Annotated in this window: 15 protein-coding genes and 1 CRISPR repeat array; of the genes, 10 read left to right on the top strand and 5 right to left on the bottom strand. The window is 71.0% G+C overall.

Features of this window, described 5'->3' with window-relative positions:
- Positions 1-250: 250 nt before the first annotated feature.
- The gene (locus BGP73_RS08740; RefSeq protein ID WP_069813423.1) at positions 251-934 is read left to right on the top strand and encodes a peptidoglycan-binding domain-containing protein; all 684 of its coding nucleotides are present in this window, start codon (positions 251-253) and stop codon (positions 932-934) included.
- A gap of 248 nt (positions 935-1182) precedes the next feature.
- Here BGP73_RS08740 and BGP73_RS08735 read toward each other — a convergent pair whose 3' ends face one another.
- The 5 genes from BGP73_RS08735 to BGP73_RS08715 all read right to left on the bottom strand — a co-directional run bounded on the left by BGP73_RS08735 (position 1183) and on the right by BGP73_RS08715 (position 10358).
- Complete coding sequence (locus BGP73_RS08735) at positions 1183-1641, bottom strand: nuclear transport factor 2 family protein (RefSeq protein WP_069813421.1); 459 nt, start codon at positions 1639-1641, stop codon at positions 1183-1185.
- Between the two features lie 284 nt (positions 1642-1925).
- Positions 1926-2929: direct repeats of the CRISPR family, unit length 29 nt; unit sequence GGGACCACCCCCGCATACGCGGGGAGCAC.
- A gap of 610 nt (positions 2930-3539) precedes the next feature.
- The gene (narI, locus tag BGP73_RS08730) at positions 3540-4283 is read right to left on the bottom strand and encodes a respiratory nitrate reductase subunit gamma (RefSeq protein ID WP_069813419.1); all 744 of its coding nucleotides are present in this window, start codon (positions 4281-4283) and stop codon (positions 3540-3542) included.
- Entirely contained in the window at positions 4280-4990 is a 711-nt protein-coding gene (narJ, locus tag BGP73_RS08725; protein ID WP_069813417.1) for a nitrate reductase molybdenum cofactor assembly chaperone, read from the bottom strand. The genes narI and narJ overlap by 4 nt, the downstream gene beginning before the upstream one ends.
- Entirely contained in the window at positions 4987-6660 is a 1674-nt protein-coding gene (narH, locus tag BGP73_RS08720) for a nitrate reductase subunit beta (protein ID WP_069813414.1), read from the bottom strand. Before narH ends, narJ begins: the two co-directional genes overlap by 4 nt.
- Positions 6660-10358 carry a nitrate reductase subunit alpha gene (locus BGP73_RS08715; protein ID WP_069813976.1) on the bottom strand — a complete coding sequence of 1233 codons (3699 nt, stop codon included), beginning with the start codon at positions 10356-10358 and terminating at the stop codon, positions 6660-6662. The genes narH and BGP73_RS08715 overlap by 1 nt, the downstream gene beginning before the upstream one ends.
- Positions 10359-10717: 359 nt before the next feature.
- Between BGP73_RS08715 and gap the strand changes: the two genes are divergently transcribed.
- The 9 genes from gap (at position 10718) to BGP73_RS08670 (ending at position 20319) form a co-directional block, all read left to right on the top strand.
- Positions 10718-11725: a type I glyceraldehyde-3-phosphate dehydrogenase gene (gene gap, locus BGP73_RS08710; protein ID WP_069813412.1), complete on the top strand. Its 1008-nt coding sequence runs from the start codon at positions 10718-10720 to the stop codon at positions 11723-11725.
- Between the two features lie 42 nt (positions 11726-11767).
- Positions 11768-12235, top strand: coding sequence for a CBS domain-containing protein (locus BGP73_RS08705; RefSeq protein WP_069813410.1), 468 nt, complete (start codon positions 11768-11770; stop codon positions 12233-12235).
- 32 nt (positions 12236-12267) lie between these two features.
- The gene (gene pdhA / locus BGP73_RS08700; RefSeq protein WP_079127359.1) at positions 12268-13416 is read left to right on the top strand and encodes a pyruvate dehydrogenase (acetyl-transferring) E1 component subunit alpha; all 1149 of its coding nucleotides are present in this window, start codon (positions 12268-12270) and stop codon (positions 13414-13416) included.
- 2 nt (positions 13417-13418) lie between these two features.
- On the top strand, positions 13419-14450 hold the full coding sequence (locus tag BGP73_RS08695; RefSeq protein WP_280138141.1) for an alpha-ketoacid dehydrogenase subunit beta: 1032 nt from the start codon (positions 13419-13421) through the stop codon (positions 14448-14450).
- The gene (locus BGP73_RS08690; RefSeq protein WP_069813408.1) at positions 14447-15766 is read left to right on the top strand and encodes a dihydrolipoamide acetyltransferase family protein; all 1320 of its coding nucleotides are present in this window, start codon (positions 14447-14449) and stop codon (positions 15764-15766) included. Before BGP73_RS08695 ends, BGP73_RS08690 begins: the two co-directional genes overlap by 4 nt.
- 107 nt (positions 15767-15873) lie before the next feature.
- Complete coding sequence (locus tag BGP73_RS08685) at positions 15874-16215, top strand: carboxymuconolactone decarboxylase family protein (RefSeq protein ID WP_069813406.1); 342 nt, start codon at positions 15874-15876, stop codon at positions 16213-16215.
- A 222-nt stretch (positions 16216-16437) separates the two neighbouring features.
- On the top strand, positions 16438-16923 hold the full coding sequence (locus tag BGP73_RS08680) for a MarR family winged helix-turn-helix transcriptional regulator (RefSeq protein ID WP_170837797.1): 486 nt from the start codon (positions 16438-16440) through the stop codon (positions 16921-16923).
- 302 nt (positions 16924-17225) lie between these two features.
- On the top strand, positions 17226-18590 hold the full coding sequence (locus tag BGP73_RS08675; RefSeq protein ID WP_069813401.1) for an aminotransferase family protein: 1365 nt from the start codon (positions 17226-17228) through the stop codon (positions 18588-18590).
- A gap of 34 nt (positions 18591-18624) precedes the next feature.
- Complete coding sequence (locus BGP73_RS08670; protein ID WP_069813399.1) at positions 18625-20319, top strand: amidohydrolase; 1695 nt, start codon at positions 18625-18627, stop codon at positions 20317-20319.
- Positions 20320-20488: the final 169 nt, after the last annotated feature.

Raw genomic sequence — 20488 nt, 5'->3', positions numbered from 1 at the left:
AGAAGCGGGTGTGACGGCGGCCGGCCACACCGGGCCGGAACGTTCCGCGTCGTGGGGCGGGGTTGCCCTTTACCGAGCGATCTCTGCCAGGAAAGCTGACTAGACCTCACTCGGGGCATTCTTGTCCGAAATCGCCTGACCAGCCGTCACGGCGGATCGCTCACACCGGGTCTCGCAGAACCTGTCAGTAACCTGTCAGGCTTCGCCTATCTCTTGACCGGCCTCTCCCGCACCGAAGACGGTGCGATGTATGTCAGCGAAGAAACCCCCCACAGTCATAGCTGCCACCGTCCTGGCCGCCGGCGCGCTGATGCTCGCCCCGAGCACCGCCTCAGCCGACACCCCCCACTCGAAGACCGGCACCGCCGCGGAAGCGTCCTCGGGACACGGCCTGAAGTGGTTCCAAGCGGAAAACGGTCTCCCCCAGACCGGCACCGTCGACCAGTCCACGGCCAAGGCCCTCCACAAGGCGACTGACGCGGAACTGCGCCAGACCTTCCGCACCGCCGCCGACCTCGGGCCGGAGGAGTTGGAGAACGCCCGCACCGTGATCGGCGTCGGCAAGGGCGCCGGCATCCCGGAACAGGGCCAGGTCATCGCCCTGATGACGGCGATGCAGGAGTCGAAGTTCGTCAACTACACGACCCCGGTCGACCACGACTCGCTGGGCATCTTCCAGCAGCGGCCCAGCATGGGCTGGGGCACGCCTGAGCAGATCACGGACGTGCCCACCTCGTCCAAGTCCTTCTACGGAGTCGCGCCCTTCGGCAGCAATCCGGGTCTGATCCAGATCGCCGGCTGGGAGACGATGGCCCCGGGCGACGTGTGCCAGGCCGTCCAGCGCTCAGCGTACCCGGACCGCTACGCCCAGTGGGAGGGGTTCGCCAGAGACCTCCTCGCCACGGAGGGGCCCTCGGTGCCGGCCATCCCCTGAGTCGGAACCCCTGACTGACCGGCAAGGTCGTTCCCGAAACGCACCGGACCGGCGGCCTTCCCGCCCCCCACACCGACGGTGACCAGTCACCAAGGGGGAAGCCCGCCGGTCTGGTGTCTGCAAGGGCACCTTGCGGAACCTTCTTCAGCGAGCGACCGGGCTCGGTGCCCGGACCGGCTCCCGCTCCCGCACTCGCTGGCGGGCGTTGTCGTGTCGCGCACCGGGGCTGAGCGGAGAGCGGCCCGACCTCAGTGGATCAGCAGTGCGACGCCCCGCTCACTCTCGGGGCGAGAACCGAAGATGCGCCGGTCGGACTCGTTGATGCGGAGATCGTTGATACTCGCCTCGCGTCGATAGAGCAGCCCGTCGGCGGCGAAGTCCCACAACTCGTTGCCGTAGCTGCGCCACCACTGACCGAAGGCGTCCCGGCACTCGTACTGGAAGCGGACGGCGATCCGGTTGTCCCGGAATCCCCACAGCTCCTTGCGGAGCGAGTAGTCGAGCTCCCGGGCCCACTTCTGCTTGAGGAAGGCCACGATGTCGTTCCGTCCGGTGAGGAACTGGTCGCGGTTCCGCCAGACCGAGTCCTCCGAGTAGGCGCGGGCGACCCGTTCCGGGTCGCGGGTGTTCCACACGTCCTCGGCGGACTGCACCTTCTCCAGCGCGGCCTCCTCGTCGAAGGGCGGGAGCGGGGGCCGTTGCGCCATGTCGGTCTTCCTCTCATCACGACCGGGCGGAGCGGTCTCCTCCCGGGGCCGGTGGGGCCAGGGGCCAACCGTTGTCGACGATAGACCGGCAAACCGGGCATTCCGTCGAAGCGGCGCGCGGGACGCTGATGGTGTTGGGCGGGACGAGGAGGTGTCGGCCCGCGACGGTGACTACTCCCCATGAGCGGGGAGCGCTGGCCCGCTTCTGGGGCCGACTTACACGGGAACCACCCCGCATACGCCGGGGAGCACTTGGTGACGACCTCGTACAGGGTGCGCTTCCTGGGACCACCCCCGCATACGCGGGGAGCACCGTGCACCTGGACCGCATGTGGCCCTCCTCCCGGGCCACCCCCGCATACGCGGGGAGCACCCGGCCCGCAGGGGGTCGACGGCCCGCCAGTGGGGACCACCCCCGCATACGCGGGTAGCACTGCTTCGGCGAGGGCGCGGGCTCGCGGGGTGAGGGACCACCCCCGCATACGCGGGGAGCACCCGGCCCCCCACCCAGGTGGGCAGGGGGCGCGGGGACCACCCCCGCATACGCGGGGAGCACCGGTGCCCGGTGATCCAGCACATGAACCTCGTGGGACCACCCCCGCATACGCGGGGAGCACGTGCTGTGCCAAGAACCCGCGTGCCCGGTCGCGGGACCACCCCCGCATACGCGGGGAGCACTCGGCGAAGTACCTGGGCGACATCATGGACCAGGGACCACCCCCGCATACGCGGGGAGCACATCCTTGCGGAGCTTGCCCTTGTAGATGCGGCGGGACCACCCCCGCATACGCGGGGAGCACTGCGCCCCCGCACAAATCCAACCACCGGAGCCGGGACCACCCCCGCATACGCGGGGAGCACGGGGCGGATCGGGAAAACGGAAACCTCCGCCCGGGACCACCCCCGCATACGCGGGGAGCACAGAGCGCGGGCAGTGTTGCGGGTTCGAGTCCCGGGACCACCCCCGCATACGCGGGGAGCACAGGACTCCTCGGTCACCATCCCGTTCCGCACGGGGACCACCCCCGCATACGCGGGGAGCACGAGCTGATGAACTCCCGCGCGTCGGACGGGTTGGGACCACCCCCGCATACGCGGGGAGCACTCTACGGCGTCCGCGGCCGTGACGACCTTGACGGGACCACCCCCGCATACGCGGGGAGCACACGTCCAGGTGATCGCGGGTCTTCCCGTCCTCGGGACCACCCCCGCATACGCGGGGAGCACTGGAGGTCACTCCGGCCGGGCTGGTGACCACGGGGACCACCCCCGCATACGCGGGGAGCACAGGGCGCGACCTGCGGGTTTAGGCGGCGGGCTGACGGGTTTTACTTACTTCTGCAGAATTCGACATAAGGTGCAGTTGCCTCAAATCGCCCCGTCTTCCCAGCGTTCCGTCTGTTCCAGCATCGTCCATTCCCAACTGCCCCCTTCCGCTGAGCCGAAGCGGACTGAGCCGCAGCTCTGGCAGCGGAACCCGCCTCTCGAAGCCTACGAGGTTGAGTTGGGGGCCGCAGCCGTACGGCGCGTCCAGCGGGCAGTGATGCTCGCCGTCTCGCTTCGTCGTGAGTGACGCCAAGTCCTCTGGCTGGCGGCTCGGCCGCCGTGCTCACGGCTCGCGTCGGCCATCGGTGACGATGGCGGTGGAGCGAGGAACCCGGGTGAAGCGGATGTTGCTGAAGGCAGCGCCTGCCTCCTCTCCCGACCGGGAGTTCTCGACCGTGATCGCGGCCCAGTATGGCCGAGGCCGCGTGTCCGCGTACCCGGTTCCGGCTGTTCCAGGCCGCAAGACAGGGCCGCGATATCCGGCCCCGGACAGCCACCAGGGACGAGCCAGCACGTACAACTGACACCCTCCCAATCCCCCGATCACCCCACACGAGGCGGCCAGCCTCCGCTCAGTACCGCACCCCGATGCGGCGCCAGCGGCGCCCGCTGGTGCCGGGTTCGGTGGGCCGGGCCGCGACCCGGCTGCGGTAGATGATGTAGGGCCGCCACAGGTACCACAGCGGATAGCTCCAGGCGTGCACCAGCCGGGTGAAGGGCCAGACGGCGAGGATGGCCCAGGCGGCGGTGGCGTGGATCTGGTAGATCAGCGGCGCGTGTGCGATGGCCGCGACGTCCGGGCTGCCGGAGAACAGCCCCCGGAACCACAGCGCGACGCTCATCCGGTAGTCGTAGCCGGCGCCGAGCAGGTTGATGCCGATGGTCGGGATGATGCCCAGCACGATGACGACCAGCAGCAGGAGCAGGGCGAGCCAGTCGACGGGGCTGGTGGTGGCGCGCACCCTGGGTACGGCGGTGCGGCGGAAGGCGAGGATCACCACTCCGGCGATCACACCGAGGGCGGCGATGGTGCCGGCCACGGAGGAGAACCACCGGTAGGCGTTCTCCGGCACTCCCATCCAGCGGGTGAACGACTCGGGGATGAGGATGCCCAGGACGTGCCCGGCGATGGCGGCGAAGGTGCCGTAGTGGAACAGCGGTCCGCCCCACTTGAGCAGCGGTCCCTCCTGCAGCTGGGTGGAGCGGCTGGTCCAGCCGAACTGGTCGTACCGCCAGCGCCAGACGTGGCCGACGACGAAGGTCAGGAGGGCGAGGTAGGGCAGGATGACCCACCACCACAGGTCCCAGGAGCTCATCGGCTTTCCCCAGTCAGATGCGCGGGTGAGGAGAGGAAGTCGGGCGGGGCGAAGGGCTCGGTGAGCGCGGAGCTGAAGGGCGGCGCGAACGGTTCGAGCCCCACCTGTTCCTCCGGCGGCCCTTCGGCGGCCAGTCTGCGCAACTTCTCCCGTTGGCGCGGCCCGAGTTCGGGCAGACCGGCGCAGACGGTGTCCAGTACGGCGGCGTAGGGGACGGCGGTCTCCTTGCCGGTCTCGTGCAGCGCCCGCCGCAGCAGTTCCAGGCCGGAGCGGCACTGCATGAGTACTCGTCGGCCGGGTGCGGGGGCCACGGAGGCGAACTCCAGCATGAGCGGCAGGTAGTCCGGCAGTTCCCGCTCCGGCGGTGGGTGGCCGGCCTGCCGGTAGGCGTGCTTGAGCGCCAGCAGCGCCATGCCGCGGGCCCGGGTGTCACCGTGCCGGTAGTAGGTCAGGTGCAGTGAGCGGCGCCGGGTGTGGTCGAAGGTGGCGACGTACGCTTGGGCCGCCGCACCGGGCGACAGGTCGCTGAGCCGTTCGGTGGCGGTGGCGAGCCGCTGGCGGTCGGCGCCGCGCCGGACGGCCGGCAGTGCGGCGGTCACGTCGCCGAGCAGGGCCGGGGTCCGCTCGTCCGGGTAGCGCAGGAGTACCGAGCAGATCCGGTGCAGTAGCGGGGCGTCGGCGGGGATCCGCCCGAGCAGCCGGCTCACCGCCCCGGCTCCCCGCCGAAGAGGCCGGGGGCGGGCCCGGAGCCGTCCCAGCCGAGGAGGTTGAAGCGGACCTGGCCGTCGCTGTCGCGGAAGTGGCTGCCGCCCTCGGTCGTGGTCGGCCGGGAGGAGGCGGACAGCCCTGGCAGTTTCGGCGGCGGTGCGCCGAGCGCGTCCACCAGGTGGGCGGCCTGGTCGGCGGCCCCGCCCGGGCGGTCCAGCGAGCAGTGTTGGGCCATCAACGCCCCGGAGCCCTCGGCGTGCACTTTCGGGATGACGTAGCGGTCCTCGTACTTGGCGATGGCCAGCAGCCGGTAGAGGTCCTCCAGCTGTTCCGCGTCGGCGCCGACCGTCTCCAGCAGGTGTTCGTCGACCGGGTCGCCGAGTTGCCGGCCGCGCATGTGGGTGCGCATCGCGGTCAGTTTGCGGAGCACGTTCTCCACCACGGCGGTGTCCCCGGCGGTGAAGAGGTTGGCGAGGTACTCCATCGGGATCCGCAACGACTCGATGGCGGCGAAGACGCGGTCGGGGTCCCCGTCTCCGTAGCCGGCGGCCTGGACGGCGTCGGTGACCGGGGAGAGCGGGGGCACGTACCAGACCATCGGCATGGTGCGGTACTCCGGGTGGAGCGGCAGCGCCACCCGGTGGTCTTTGATCAGCGCGTACACCGGTGAGCGCTGGGCGGCCTGGATCCAGTCGTGGGCGATCCCGTCGCGTTCGGCCGCGGCGAGCACCTCGGGGTCGTGCGGGTCGAGGAAGACGGACAGCTGCGCCTCGTAGAGGTCCCGGTCGTCGGCGACGGAGGCCGCGGCGAGGACGGCGTCGGAGTCGTAGAGCATCACGCCGAGGTGGCGGAGCCGGCCGACGCAGGTCTCGGAGCAGATGGTGGGCTGCCCGGCCTCGATCCGCGGGTAGCAGAAGGTGCACTTCTCGGCCTTGCCGGTGCGGTGGTTGAAGTAGACCTTCTTGTAGGGGCAGCCGGAGACGCAGAACCGCCAGCCGCGGCAGCGGTCCTGGTCGACCAGGACGATGCCGTCCTCCTCCCGCTTGTACATCGCGCCCGAGGGGCAGGAGGCGACGCAGGACGGGTTGAGGCAGTGCTCGCAGATCCGCGGGAGGTAGAACATGAACGCCTCCTCGAACTCCATCCGCACCCGTTCGGAGAGGTTCTCCAGGTTCGGGTCCTCGGCGGCGTGCTCGGCGGATCCGGCCAGGTCGTCGTCCCAGTTGGGGCCGGTGCTGGGGGTCAGGTTCAGGCCGGTGAGCTGCGACTTGGCGCGGGCGCTGGGGAAGGAGTCGGAGAGCGGGGCGGTGGTGAGCTTCTCGTAGTCGTAGGTCCACGGCTCGTAGAAGTCGTCCAGCGCCGGCAGCTCGGGGTTGTAGAAGATGGTGGCGAGTTTGCGGATCCGGCCGCCGGCCCGCAGGGTGAGCTTGCCGCGCCGGTTGAGTTTCCAGCCGCCCTTCCACCTCTCCTGGTCCTCGTAGCGGTGGGGGTAGCCGGTGCCCGGTTTGGTCTCGACGTTGTTGAACCACATGTACTCGGCGCCGGGGCGGTTGGTCCAGGTCTGTTTGCAGGTCACCGAGCAGGTGTGGCAGCCGATGCACTTGTCGAGGTTCATCACCATCGCGACCTGCGCCATGACCCTGCCGACGGCCGGCTTGCCGCGCGCCATCAGAACTCCACCTCCTGGGCGCGCCGTCGGATGACGGTGATCTCGTCGCGCTGGTTCCCGGTCGGGCCGATGTAGTTGAAGCCGTAGGAGAACTGCGCGTAGCCGCCGATGAAATGGGTCGGCTTGATCATCAGCCGGGTGAGGGAGTTGTCGCCGCCGCCGTGCAGGCCGGAGGTCTCGGTGCGCGGCACGTTCAGGTGGCGGTCGAGGGTGTGGTACATGAAGACGGTGCCTTCCGGCATCCGGTGGGTGACCACCGCCCGGCAGGCCACCACGCCGTTGCGGTTGTAGGCCTCGATCCAGTCGTTGTCGGCCGCGCCGATCCGCTCCGCGTCCAGCGGGCTCATCCAGATCACCGGGCCGCCGCGGAAGAGCGTCATCATGTGCAGGTTCTCTTGGTACTCGGAGTGGATGGACCACTTGGAGTGCGGGGTGAGGTAGCGGACGACGAGCTGGGGCCGGCCGTCGGCGGCCCGGGTCGGGTCGCCGAAGTGGGCGGTCATGTTCAGCGGCGGGCGGTAGGTGGGCAGTTGTTCGCCGAACTCGGCCATCCAGTCGTGGTCGAGGTAGAAGTGCTGGCGGCCGGTGAGGGTGTGCCAGGGCTTGTGGTGCTCGACGTTGACGGTGAACGGCGAGTAGCGGCGGTCGCCGGACTCGGTGCCTGACCACTCCGCGGAGGTGATGACCGCCCGCGGCTGGGTCTGGGTGTCCTCGAAGGTGATCCGGTCGCCGGAGCGCTCCTCGGCGAGTGGGGCCAGCGGTACGCCGGTCTGTCTCTCCAGCGACCTGAACGACTCCACGGCCAGCCTGCCGTTGGTGGTGCCGGAGAGCGCCAGGATCGCCTGGCAGAACTGGTCGTCGCGGGCGATGGACGGACGGCCGTCGGCCACCCCGCCGCGGACCGCTCCGTTGCTCCGGCGCAGCCGGTCCAGCTCCGCGCCGGGCAGCCAGGTGACGCCCTTGGTGCTGGTGCCGAGGGTGTCCAGCAGCGGTCCGACGGCGCCCAGTTTCTCGGCGACCGCGGCGTAGTCCCGCTCGATGACGACCAGCTTCGGCATGGTCTTCCCGGGCACGGGCTCGCACTCGCCGGCCTTCCAGTCCCGCACCCTGCCGTGCGGCTGGGCGAGTTCGTCGGGGGTGTCGTGGGCCAGCGGTGCGGCGATCACGTCCCGGCGCACCCCGAGGTGGGTGGCGGCCAGTCGGGAGAACTCGGCGGCGACGGTGTGGAAGACGTCGAAGTCGGTGCGGGTCTCCCAGGGGGGCGCGATCGCCGGGGTGAAGGCGTGCACGAAGGGGTGCATGTCGGTGGAGGAGAGGTCGTACTTCTCGTACCAGGTGGCCGCGGGCAGCACCACGTCGGAGAAGAGGCAGGTGCTGGTCATCCGGAAGTCGACGGCGACCGACAGGTCGAGCTTGCCGACGGGCGCCTGGTCGCGCCAGACGACCTCGGTGGGGCGCAGCCCGGGTGGGGTCTCGGTGGCGGTGACCGCGTCGTCGGTGCCGAGCAGGTGGCGCAGCAGGTACTCGTGGCCCTTCATCGAGGAGGCGAAGAGGTTGGCCCGCCAGATGGTGAGCACCCGGGGGAAGTTGGCCGGGTCGTCCGGGTCCTCGGCGGCGAACCGGAGGCGGCCCGCCTTGAGCTCCTCGACGATGTGCTCGGGGACGTCCTTGCCGGCTCGTTCCGCCTCGTCGCACAGGTCCAGCGGGTTGCGGTCGAAGGCGGGGTGGGAGGGCATCCAGCCCAGCCGGGCGGCCAGCGCGTTGCAGTCCGGCAGGGTGCGTCCGGCTGTCCGGCCGGGGCCGAGCGGGCTGGCCAGGGTGTCGGCGCCGAACGCCTCGTACCGCCACTGGTCGGTGGCCAGCCACCACAGCGGGGTGCCGACCATATGGCGGGTGGGGCGCTGCCAGTCCAGGCCGAAGGCGAGGTGGAACCATCCGGTCAGCGGCCGGACCTTCTCCTGGCCGACGTAGTGCGCCCAGCCGCCGCCGTTCACCCCCTGGCTGCCGGTGAGCATCAGCAGGGAGAGGAAGGTGCGGTAGATCTGGTCCGAGTGGAACCAGTGGTTGGTGCCGGCCCCCATGGCGATCATCGAGCGGCCTCGGGTCCGCTCGGCGTTGCGGGCGAACTCGCGGGCCACTCGGGCGACGACTCCGGCCCGCACCGAGGTGATGGGCTCCTGCCAGGCGGGGGTGTAGGGCTGGTCGGGGTCGTCGTAGCCGGTGGGCCAGTCGCCCGGCAGGCCGTCGCGGGCCACCCCGTACTGGGCGAGGACGAGGTCGAGCACGGTGGTGACCAGCTGGCCGTCGATCCGGGTGGCCGGTACCCCGCGGCGCAGCACCCCGCCGGACTCGGTGGCGCCGGAGCGTTCCGCTCCGGGACGGCCGGGGCCGGTGTCGAACCGGGGCAGGTCGACCGGCACCGCGGTCGCCTCCGGTCGGGCGTGCAGGGAGAGCAGCGGGTCGACGTCGCCGAGCCGGAGGTTCCAGTGGCCCTGGCCGGAGGGCGTCCAGCGGAAGCCGATCGAGCCGCCGGGGACGACCGGGCGGCCGGTGCGGGCGTCCAGCAGCACGGTCTTGAAGTCGGCGGCCTCCTGCCCGTCGGTGCTCTGCGCACCGGCCGCACCCGGGGCGAGGTCGGCGGCGGTGAGGAACTTCTCCGGTACGTGGGCGCCCTCCCGCTCGGTCAGCCGGACGAGGAAGGGGAGGTCGGTGTAGGTCTTGGCGTACTCGGTGAAGTAGGGCACCTGCCGGTCGCGGTAGAACTCGGTGAGGATCACGTGGCCCATCGCCATCGCCAGCGCCCCGTCGGTGCCGGGTGCGGCGGCCAGCCAGTCGTCGGCGAACTTCGTGTGGTCGCTGAAGTCGGGGGAGACCACGACGACCTTCTGCCCCCGGTAGCGGGCCTCGGTCATGAAGTGCGCGTCCGGGGTGCGGGTGATCGGCAGGTTGGTGCCCCAGACGATCAGGTAGCCGGCGTTCCACCAGTCGCCGGACTCCGGCACGTCGGTCTGGTCGCCGAAGACCTGGGGGGAGGCCATCGGCAGGTCGGCGTACCAGTCGTAGAACGATGAGATGGTCCCGCCGATCATCGACAGGAAGCGGGTGCCGATCGCGTACGAGGTCATCGACATCGCCGGGATCGGGGAGAAGCCGACGATCCGGTCGGGGCCGTGGCGTTTCACGGTGTGCACGTGGGCCGCGGCGACGAGCTCGGCCACCTCGGGCCAGCCGCACCGCACGAAACCGCCCTTGCCGCGCACCCGCTTGTACCGGGCGGACCGCTCCGGGTCGGCCGTGAGCCACTCCCAGGCCGCCACCGGGTCGTCGGTGCGCTCCTTCGCCTCCCGCCACAGTTCGAGGAGCGGGCGGCGCACGTACGGGTAGCGGATCCGGGTGGGCGAGTAGGTGTACCAGGAGAAGGAGGCGCCGCGCGGGCAGCCCCGGGGCTCGTACTCGGGGGAGTCGGGCCCCACCGAGGGGTAGTCGGTGGCCTGGGTCTCCCAGGTGATCAGGCCGTCCTTGACGTACACCTTCCACGAGCAGGAGCCGGTGCAGTTGACGCCGTGTGTGGAGCGGACCTCGCGGTCGTGGCGCCAGCGCTCCCGGTAGAACTCCTCCGCCTGCCGGCCGCCTTTCCGGTGCAGCACCCGGCGGTCGGCGGACTGCTCGCCGGGGAAGAAGAACTGTGCCGAGCGCATCAGCCGCTCGACCGCGGCATCGGAGCGGTCCGTGCTCACTCCGCCCACCTCGCGCACCTCTTCCGCTCGGCCTTCCGCCTCCGGTTCCGCCCTGTCCCCGACGGCGGCCGCCAGCGGCTCCGCGGGTGTCTGCCCGAAGTCTCACCCCTGCTCCGGCGCCCCGGACGCAGACCCGCTGCGGGAGGCACCGTCTGCCTCGGCCGGAACACGAACGGCTCATTCCGCGACGCGCGGCCCGCTGCGGCGGGTCCGGCCGCCGGCCCGGTCGTCGGGGTCCGGGCGGCTCCGCCCGCGGCTGCCCGCGGCGACGTTCAGTGATAGGAGATAAGAGGCAAAGATACCCAGAAGGGACATGTGTCATGGGGAAGGTCGCCATCAACGGGCTCGGGCGCATCGGCCGAGCGGCGCTGAAGATCCTGCTGGACACCGACGGTGTCGAGGTCGCCGCGGTCAACGATCTCGTCCCGGTGGACAACCTCGCCTACCTCATGGCCTACGACAGCGTCTACGGCCGCTACTCCAAACCGGTCGCCGCGGTCGGCGACGCGCTCGTCGTCGACGGGCGGAACATCCCCGTCTACAGCAGGAAGGACCCGGCCGAGCTGCCGTGGGGCGACCTCGGCGTCGACCTCGTCCTGGAGTGCACCGGGATCTTCACCCGCGAGGACGATCTGAAGCGCCACCTCAGCGCCGGCGCCCGCTTCGTCATCCTCTCCGCGCCGGCGAAGACGGAGAAGGTGGCCACCGTGGTGCACGGCGTGAACCAGAGCCCCGAGGAGCAGCGGATCGTCTCCTGCGCGAGCTGCACCACCAACTGCATCACCCCGGTGGTGGAGGTGGTGGAACGACGCATCGGGGTGGAGCGGGCCATCATGTCCACCGTCCACGCCTACACCTCCAGCCAGCACCTCATCGACGGTCCGAGCAAGGACTTCCGGCGAGGCCGGGCCGGGGCGGTCAACATGCTCCCGGCCAGTACGGGGGCCGCGCTCGCCACCACCAAGGCGCTGCCTCAGCTGGCCGGGCGGTTCGACGGCGTCGCCATCCGGGTGCCGATCCCGGTCGGATCGATCGCGGACGTCGTGCTGGTCACCTCCCGCTCCACCACCGCCGAGGAGGTCAACGACATCTTCCGCGAGGAGGCGGCGAGCGACCGCTACCGCGGCATCCTCGGCGTCTCCGAGGTGCCCATCGTCTCCACCGACATCGCCGGCGACCCCCGGGCCTCGATCGTGGACGCCGCCATGACCCGGGTGGTCGACGGCACCCTGCTCAAGATCATGAGCTGGTACGACAACGAATGGGGCTTCACCCAGCAGATGGTCCGCGAGGCGGTCTCCGTGCTGGGGGCGCACCGTGCCGGCTGAACCGGGGCCGCGCCGGGCGAGCAGCGAGGAGGCCGAGCCGCGATGAAGGTCAAGGAGATCATGACCGCCCCCGTCGTCACCGTGGCGGAGGACGCCTCCCCACCGGACGTCGCCGCCGTGCTGCACGGCCGGCGGATCAGCGCCGTCCCGGTGATCGACGACACCGGCGCCGTCGTCGGGGTGGTCAGCGAGTACGACCTGCTGTCCCGCTCGGGCAGCACCGCCGCGGCCATCATGACCTCCGCGGTCATCAGCGTCACCGAGGACACCGACGTCGACGAGGTGCGCCACCTGCTCGTCGACCGGCGCATCCGCCGCGTCCCGGTGCTCTCCGGCCGGGCCCTGGTCGGCATCGTCAGCCGCTCCGACGTCATGGCGCTGCTCACCACCGAGTGGGCCTGCGGCGTCTGCGGCGAGGTGACCCGCGGTCAACAGCCCCCCGCGCACTGCCCCAAGTGCCATGCCGGAGCCGACCGGTTCGCCCGTCAGGAACCCCCACCGGGCAGCTGACATCCCCGCCGTCACGCAGGAGGTATCCGACGATGGCCCCGAGCACGCCCGGCCACCACGAGACGCAGCCCCCCGACCTCGCCGCGGAGGACCCCGAGGCGCTGCGCGACTACTACCGGCAGATGGCGCTGATCCGGGCCTTCGAACTGCGCTCCGCCGAGATGTACACCCGGGCGAAGATCGGCGGCTACTGCCACCTCAACCTCGGCGAAGAGGCGACCGTGGTCGGGCTGATGGCCGCGCTGCGCTCCACCGACTACCTGTTCACCACCTACCGGGAACACGGCTACGCGCTCGCCCGCGGGACCGAACCCGGCCGGGTGATGGCGGAACTGTTCGGCCGCCGGACGGGCATGTCCGGCGGACTGGGCGGCTCCATGCACCTGTTCGACGACAGCCTGCGGCTGCTCGGCGGCTACGGCGTCGTGGGCGGCCAGATGCCACCCGCCACCGGCGCGGCCCTGGCGATCTCCTACCGCGGCGAGGCGGGGCCGGACAGCGAGGCGGTGATGTGCCTGCTGGGCGACGGCACCACCAACATCGGGGCGTTCCACGAAACGCTGAACCTCGCCGCCGTATGGGGCCTGCCCATCCTCTACGTCATCGTCAACAACCAGCTCGGCATGGGCACCACGGTCGAAGCGGCCTCCGGTGAGCCGGAGCTGTTCCGCCGCGGCTGCTCCTACCGCATCCCCGGGGAGCGCGTCGACGGGGACGATGTGCTCACCGTCCGCGAGGCGGCCAGCTCGGCGCTGGAGCTGGCCCGCACCCAGCACCGGCCCGTGCTGCTGGAGACCATCAGCTACCGGCTGCGCGGGCACTCGGTCGTCGACCCCGCCCGCTACCGCTCCGCCGAGGAGACCCGGCAGCTGCGGGAGAAGGACCCGCTGCCCGCCTACCGGGCCAGGCTCATCGACGCCGGGGTGCTCAGCGAGGAGACGGCCCAGCGGATCGACGACCAGGCCGACCGGGTGGTGACCGAGGCCGTCGACTTCGCCGACAACAGCCCGCCACCGTCCACCGAGACCCTCTTCGACCACATGTACGCCACCGAGGTCGCCAACATCCACACCGGGCTGCCCGGCGACCCGGTGCTGACCGAACGGCAGCTCGCCGGTGACCGCGGCGCGACCGGGGCAAGCGGCGGCGGCCGCAACACCGGCGAACGGGGAGGGAGCTGACCGTGGCCGAGAACCTCAGCTACCGGCAGGCGCTGCACGACACGCTGCGCGAGGAGATGCTCCGGGACGAGGACGTCCTCCTCATCGGCGAGGAGATCGGCGTCTTCGAGGGCTCGTACAAGATCACGGCCGGCCTGCTGGACGAGTTCGGGCCGCGCCGGGTGCGGGACACGCCCATCTGCGAGGAGGGCTTCGTCGGCGCCGCGGTCGGAGCGGCCATGCTCGGCCTGCGGCCCGTCGTGGAGATCATGACGATCAACTTCAGCCTGCTCGCCATCGACCAGATCATCAACTGCGCCGCCAAGATGCGCGGCATGTTCGGCGGCCAGACCTCCGTGCCCATGGTGATCCGCACCCCGGGCGGCGGCGGCCAGCAACTCGCCGCCACCCACTCGCAGAACTTCGAGGTCTTCTACGCGCACGTGCCCGGCCTGAAGGTGGTCGCCCCCTCCACCCCCGCCGACGCCAAGGGCCTGCTGGTCAGCGCGGTGCGCGACGACGACCCGGTGATCTTCCTGGAGAACCTGTCGCTCTACAACACGAAGGGGGAGGTGCCCGACGGCGAACACACCGTGCCCATCGGCACCGCCGCCGTCACCAAGGAGGGCACCGACCTCACCATCGTCGCCTACTCCCGGGCCGCCGCCGTCGCCCTGGACGTCGCCCGCAGACTGGAGGAGGAGGGCGTCCAGGCCGAGGTGATCGATCTGCGCAGCCTCCGCCCGCTCGACCGCCGGACGGTGTGCGCCTCGGTGCGCAAGACCAGTCGTGCGATCGTCCTGGAGGACGACTGGCTCAGCTACGGCGTCGGCGCCGAGATCGCGGCCACCATCCAGGAGGGCGCCTTCGACTACCTGGACGCGCCGGTCCGCCGGGTCGCCGCCGCCGAGGTGCCCCTCCCGTACGCCAAACCGCTGGAGCTGGCCGCCCTGCCGGATGCCGACGCGCTGCTCCGAGTGGTCCGGGAGGTCCTGGAGGCCACCCGCTTCACGCCCCACTCCCATCCGTCCGGACCCGGTGAGGAAGCGTCATGACCGAGATCCAGATGCCCCGGCTGTCCGACACGATGGAGGAGGGCACGCTCAGCCGCTGGCTCAAACAGGAAGGCGACCAGATCCAGCGAGGCGACGTCATCGCCGAGATCGAGACCGACAAGGCGATGATGGAGCTGGAGGCCTACGACGATGGCCCGCTCACCCGCATCCTGGTGCAGGAGGGTGAGTCGGTGCCGATCGGCACCCCCGTCGCGATCGTCGGCGAGGAACCGGAGAGCGCACCGGCCGCCCCCGAAGCGGCACCGGAGCAGACCACGGAAGCCCCGGCTCCCAGCGCGGCGGAACGCCCCGAACAGCCCGCCCGGCCCTCCCCCGGCGGTCAGCCCGAGCGGGGCGAGCCGACACCGTCCGGCCGGGTGCCGACCTCCCCGCTCGCCCGACTCCTCGCCGGCCAGCACGGCATCGACATCGCCAACCTCACCGGCAGCGGACCCGGTGGACGCGTGGTGCGGGCCGACGTCGACGAGGCCATCGCCCAGCGCGGAGAGCGCCCCGGGCCCATCGAACCGCCCACCGCGCCGCGGCCCGCGGAAGCCGCCCCCGAGCCGGCCCGCGAAGCCCCGCGGCCGGAGGCCGCCGCCCCGGCCCCGGGGGCACGGGAGGAGCCGGAGTCCGAGGAGGTGCCGCTCAGCAACGTCCGCCGGATCACCGCGCAGCGACTGACCCAGAGCACCCAGCAGGCCCCGCACTTCTACCTGACCTCGGCCGTCGACGCCGAGCCGCTGCTCGCCTTCCGCGCCGAGATCAACCAGCGCCTCGGCGAGCAGGGGCCGCGGATCAGCGTCAACGACCTGATCGTCAAGGCCTGCGCCGTCGCGCTGCGCGCCCATCCGGAGGTGAACGCCTCCTGGGACGAGACCCGCATCCTGCGTCACCGGCGGGTGCACGTCGGGATCGCGGTGGCGCTCGACGACGGGCTGACCGTGCCCGTCGTCCACGACGCCGACCGCAAACCCCTCACCGCGATCGCCGAGGAAGCGCACACGCTGGCCGCCAAGGCCCGCTCCGGTCACCTGAGCCTGGACCAACTCAGCGGCGGCACCTTCACCGTCAGCAACCTCGGGCCGTACGGGATCGACCACTTCACCGCCGTCATCAACCCCCCGCAGGCCGCGATCCTCGCCGTCGGCGCGGCCCAGCCGAAGGCGGTGGTCCGCGAGGGCGGACTCGAGGCCGGCACCACCATGGCGCTGACCCTCTCCATCGACCACCGGGTGCTCGACGGAGCGTCCGGCGCCGCCTTCCTGGCCGACCTCGGGACGATCCTCGAAAACCCCCTGCGCATCGTCGTCTGACAGCCGGCGACGAAAAGGCCCGCGCGGCGCCGGCGGGCTCGGCGGCAGGCGCGACGAGACCTCCAGTGATGCGAGACACCGCCAAGCGACGAGAACCGGAGAGAGCCGTGAGCGACGACGTCTACCACCCCGTCACCCCTCAACTCGCCAACTGGCGGAAAGAACTCGCCCCCGAGATCCACCAGGCCTTCGACGACTTCGGCCACGCCGTCTTCGCCGACGGCGCGCTCACCCAGCAGACCAAGCAGCTGATCGCGGTGGCGGTGGCGCACGTGACCCAGTGCCCGTACTGCATCCAGGGGCACACCAAGCTCGCGGAGAGCAAGGGGGCGACCCCGCAGCAGATCATGGAGGCGATCTGGGTGGCCGCCGAGATGCGGGCCGGAGGCAGCTACGCGCACTCCATGCTCGCCCTGCACGCGCTGAAGGAGTCACCCAAGGCGCCGTGACCGCGCACCCGAGAGGCCGTCGTCGTGCGAGAGGCGGCGCTGCCGAGACAGCGCGGCCAGGCCGCGCTCCCGGGAACGTGGTCCCGTCCTGCCGAGATGCGGACGCCCCGGCTGCGGTTCACGGGCAGAATGGGGAGACTGTTCGCCCCGGTCGGGCCGCGTGCGATCCCGGCGTCACGCAGCACCTTGACAGCCTCAATCATTAGTACAAACATAATGAGCATGGAAACTGATCCGGGGCTCGTGCCTGAGGGAGAGACGCCCGTACCGCGTTACGCGCGCTCCTTGCAGACGATGCTGCTGCGCACCCAGCAGGCCGTCGCCCCGGAGTTCCGTGCGATCTTCGGTCAGTTCGGACTGACCCAGCCGCAGTGGCGGGTGATCCGGGTGCTCTGGGAGAAGGAAGGACAGAGCATCTCCGCCCTCGCCGAGGCCGCCCTGCTCGACCAGCCCGTCGTGGTGGGGGTCGTGGACCGGCTCCAGCGTAGCGGGCTGGTGCAGCGGCAGCGTTCGGAGACGGACCGCCGGCTGGTGCACGTGCTGCTCACGGAGAAGGGCAGGGCGCTGAAGGACGATGCGCTGCCCGCGGTGCGCGACGCGTACGAGCGACTGGGCACCGTCCTCACCGAGAAGGAGTGGGAGATGCTCTTCTCCCTGCTCGACAAGGTCGTGGACGGTGTCCACCAGGGTGACCAGGACGCGAGGTAGGACTGCCATGACCGGAGAGTCGCCGCGGGCGGTCACCCTCGCCGGCGCCAGGAGGCCCCGGCTCGGACGGACCATCAGGTTCAGGCGCGTCTTCTGACCCACTCCCTGCGGGAGGTGGGTCAGAAGGGGACTTCCGCGCCCCTGCCGTCTCACGGGTCCCTGCCTCGCGTCCGGCCTCCACCGGCCCTGCGCCGTAACCCTCCTCCCAGGAGAGCGCAGTCCTGCCCCGCGCAGGTCGGACGGTGCCTCTGCGGCAGCCGGGTGGGCTACCCGGCTGCTAGCGCCGTCCGAGAGGAAAAGCTGTGAACACCGCGATCGACCTCCGATTCGACCACGCAGAGCTCGCGGCACGTGACCGTGCCCGCATCATCCATCCCTTCCTGCCCACCGCCGTCGAGGACCGCGTGGTCATGGTCGAGGGCAGGGGCTGCCGTCTGACGGATGCCGAAGGCCGCTCCTACCTGGACGCCACCGGCGGACTGTGGCTGGCCCAGATCGGCCATGGGCGACCTGAGCCCGCTGAGGCGGCAGCCCGACAGATGCGGCAGCTGGAGTACTTCACCAGCTTCTGGGAGTTCTCCAACGACCGGGCGATCGAGCTGGCCGACCGACTGGCCCGGGTCTCCCCGGAGGGGCTCGACCACGTCTACTTCACCAGTGGCGGCTCCGAGGGCAACGACGCGGCGATCCGGATGGCCCGCCTGTACCACCACCGGCGCGGCGAGCCGAGCCGCACCTGGATCCTCGGCCGCCGCGCCGGATATCACGGGGTCGCCTACGGCGGAGGTACGGTCACCGGCCTCCCCATGAACCATGAGGGCTTCGGACCGGGACTGCCGGACGTCGAACATCTCACCCCACCGTGGCCCTACCGCGAAGAGCTGTACGGGGGCGAGGACTGCACCGACTTCTGCGTCCGCGAGCTGGAGGAGACCATCGAGCGGATCGGTGCGGAGAACATCGCCGCCTTCGTGGGCGAACCGGTCATGGGTGTCTCCGGCATGATCATCCCGCCGGAGGACTACTGGCCGCGGATCGCCGAGGTGTTGCAGCGCCACGGGATCCTGCTGGTCCTCGACGAGGTGGTGACCGCCTACGGGCGGATCGGCAGCTGGTTCGCCGCCGACCACTTCGGGGTCCGGCCGGACATCATCGTGACCGCCAAGGGCATCACCTCCGGCTACATACCGCTGGGCGCGGTGCTCGTCCGCGGTGAGGTGGCGGAGGTGCTCGGGAAGGAGAACGGTTTCCCGATCGGCTACACCTACAACGGGCACCCGGTCGCCTGCGCCGTGGCGCTGGCCAACCTCGACCTGATCGAACGCGAGGACCTGCTCTCCGCCGCTGTGAAGACCGGTGGTCTGCTCGGCGACCGGCTCCGGGAACTGGAGGAGTTGCCGGTCGTCGGCGAGGTGCGCCAGGTCGGCATGATGCTCGGCGTCGAGTTGGTCTCCGACCGGCGGAGCCGGGAACCGCTGCTGCCCCTGATCAGCCCCAAGCTGCCCGATGTCATCCGCCGGGAGACCGGAGTGATCGTCCGTGGTGGGCAGCACGCCCTCGTCCTCTCGCCGCCGCTCGTCCTCAGCCGGGACGAGGCGCTGGAGATCGCGGACGCTCTGCGTTCCGTGCTGGAGCGCGTCGGCCCTGACGGCTCGATCAGCCGCTGAACCGGTAGGCGGCGGTGCCGCCGGAGAGGGACCCATGTCTGCACGCTCCACTCGCCAAGTCCGGCGGGCCCCGGATCTGGTACTGGTCGGGGGGCGGGTGCTCACCGTGGACGCCGGCTTCTCGGTCGCCCAGGCGGTCGCCGTCAGCGACGGCCGGATCTCCGCCGTGGGTACCACGGCGGAGATCGCCGCACTGGCCGACGCCCGTACCGAGGTCGTCGACCTGCGGGGGCGGACCCTGCTGCCCGGCATCAACGACTCGCACATGCACCTCGCCTGGTGGGCCACCACGCGTCCGCCGTACCAACTCGATGTCAGCGACGCCGTGGTGGAGGGGTTGGACGACCTCACCCGGCTCGTGGCGGAGCAGGCTCAGCGTCTCGGCCCGGGGCAGTGGGTGATCGGCCGAGGCTGGAACACCTCCTGGATCAGGGAGTTCCACGGCACCGGGCGTGAACCCGACCGGCGGGACCTGGACCGGGTCAGCCCTGAGAACCCGGTCCTGCTGACCCACCGCTCCGGGCATTCCGCCTGGGCCAACAGCAGGGCCCTGGAACTGGCCGGTATCACCGCCGAGACCCCGGACCCACCCGGCGGCACGATCGTCCGGGACCCGGCGACCGGGCAGCCCACCGGGTGGCTGCTGGAGGGAGCCGAGGGGCTGGTCTCCCCGCTCGTCCCCGAACTGTCTCCCCCCGAGCGGACCAAGGCCGTCAGCGACGCGATGGCGGAACTCAACCGGCTCGGTGTCACCAGCGTCACCGACGCGATGGCGACCCCTGACATCACCGCCCTCTACACCGGGATGCACAACGCCGGTCTGCTCACCCTGCGGCTCAACCTGCTGCTGAACTGGACATCGACCGGCGGCCCGCGCAACCGCGCGGCCACCCTGGAAGAGGCGCTCCGGTATGTCGGAACCCCCTCCGGGTTCGGCGACGACTGGCTGCGAGTGGCGGGCTGCAAGCTCTTCGCCGACGGGGTGCCGCCGCTGCGCACGTCCTGGATGTCCCGGCCGTTCCCCGGGGGAGGCTGCGGCTCGCTGGTGACCGCCGGAGACGGCGGCGAGGAGCAGCACCGCGAACTGTCGGCGATGATCCGTCTGCTCCACCGCAACCGGTTCCGGGTCGGAGTGCACGCGACCGGGGACCGCGCCTGCGAGGCTGTGGCCAGGGCGTTCATGGCGGTGATGGATGAGGACCCGTGGCCCGGGGCGCGCCACCACATCATCCACGGCAGCCTGCTGTCAGCGCGCACCGCCCGGGAGCTCGCCCCCTACGGGGTGAGCGTGAGCACCAACTCGCTGATCAAGTGGCAGGCCACCGACGCCCTGGACCCCGTCTTCCCGGACGAGGAGACCGCCGGATACCACGTGGCCGTCCGGTCCTTGATCGACGCCGGGCTCCATGTCGCGGACAGCTCCGACGCACCGATCACCAGGCCCGACTGGCGCCAGGGGATCGAGACGCTCGTTCTCCGCCGGGCCCGGGGGTCCGGCCGGGTGAGTGGACCGGGGGAGCGGATCTCCAGGGAGCAGGCGATCCGGGCCTGGACCGTCGAGGGCGCCTATCAAGACGGCCTGGAACATGTGAAGGGGTCGATCGAGGTCGGCAAGTTCGCGGACTTCGCTCTGCTCGGCGAGGACATCCTGGGGGTGGACGCCGACGAGATCCATCGCATTCCCGTGGAGATGACGGTCGTGAACGGGCGGGTAGTACACACGATCTGACGAGGCACATCCGGAGTGGTGTGCTGCCTTCCGCGCCGGCTCTCCGAGGCCACCCGCGGCGGGACGTCGCCGTGATGCGCGGGTCCGCGGTGCCGCCGACCCGTGCCGGCTCAAGGAATCGGACGTGGAGCCCCGGCAAATCCGGAGCTTCGAGAGTCTTGACAGGCGC

It is taken from the genome of Streptomyces sp. TP-A0874, from assembly GCF_001748085.1.
Classification (GTDB): Bacteria; Actinomycetota; Actinomycetes; order Streptomycetales; family Streptomycetaceae; genus Streptomyces.
Note: the sequence above shows the minus strand (reverse complement) of the source record. Positions and strands in the feature narration are given on the sequence as shown.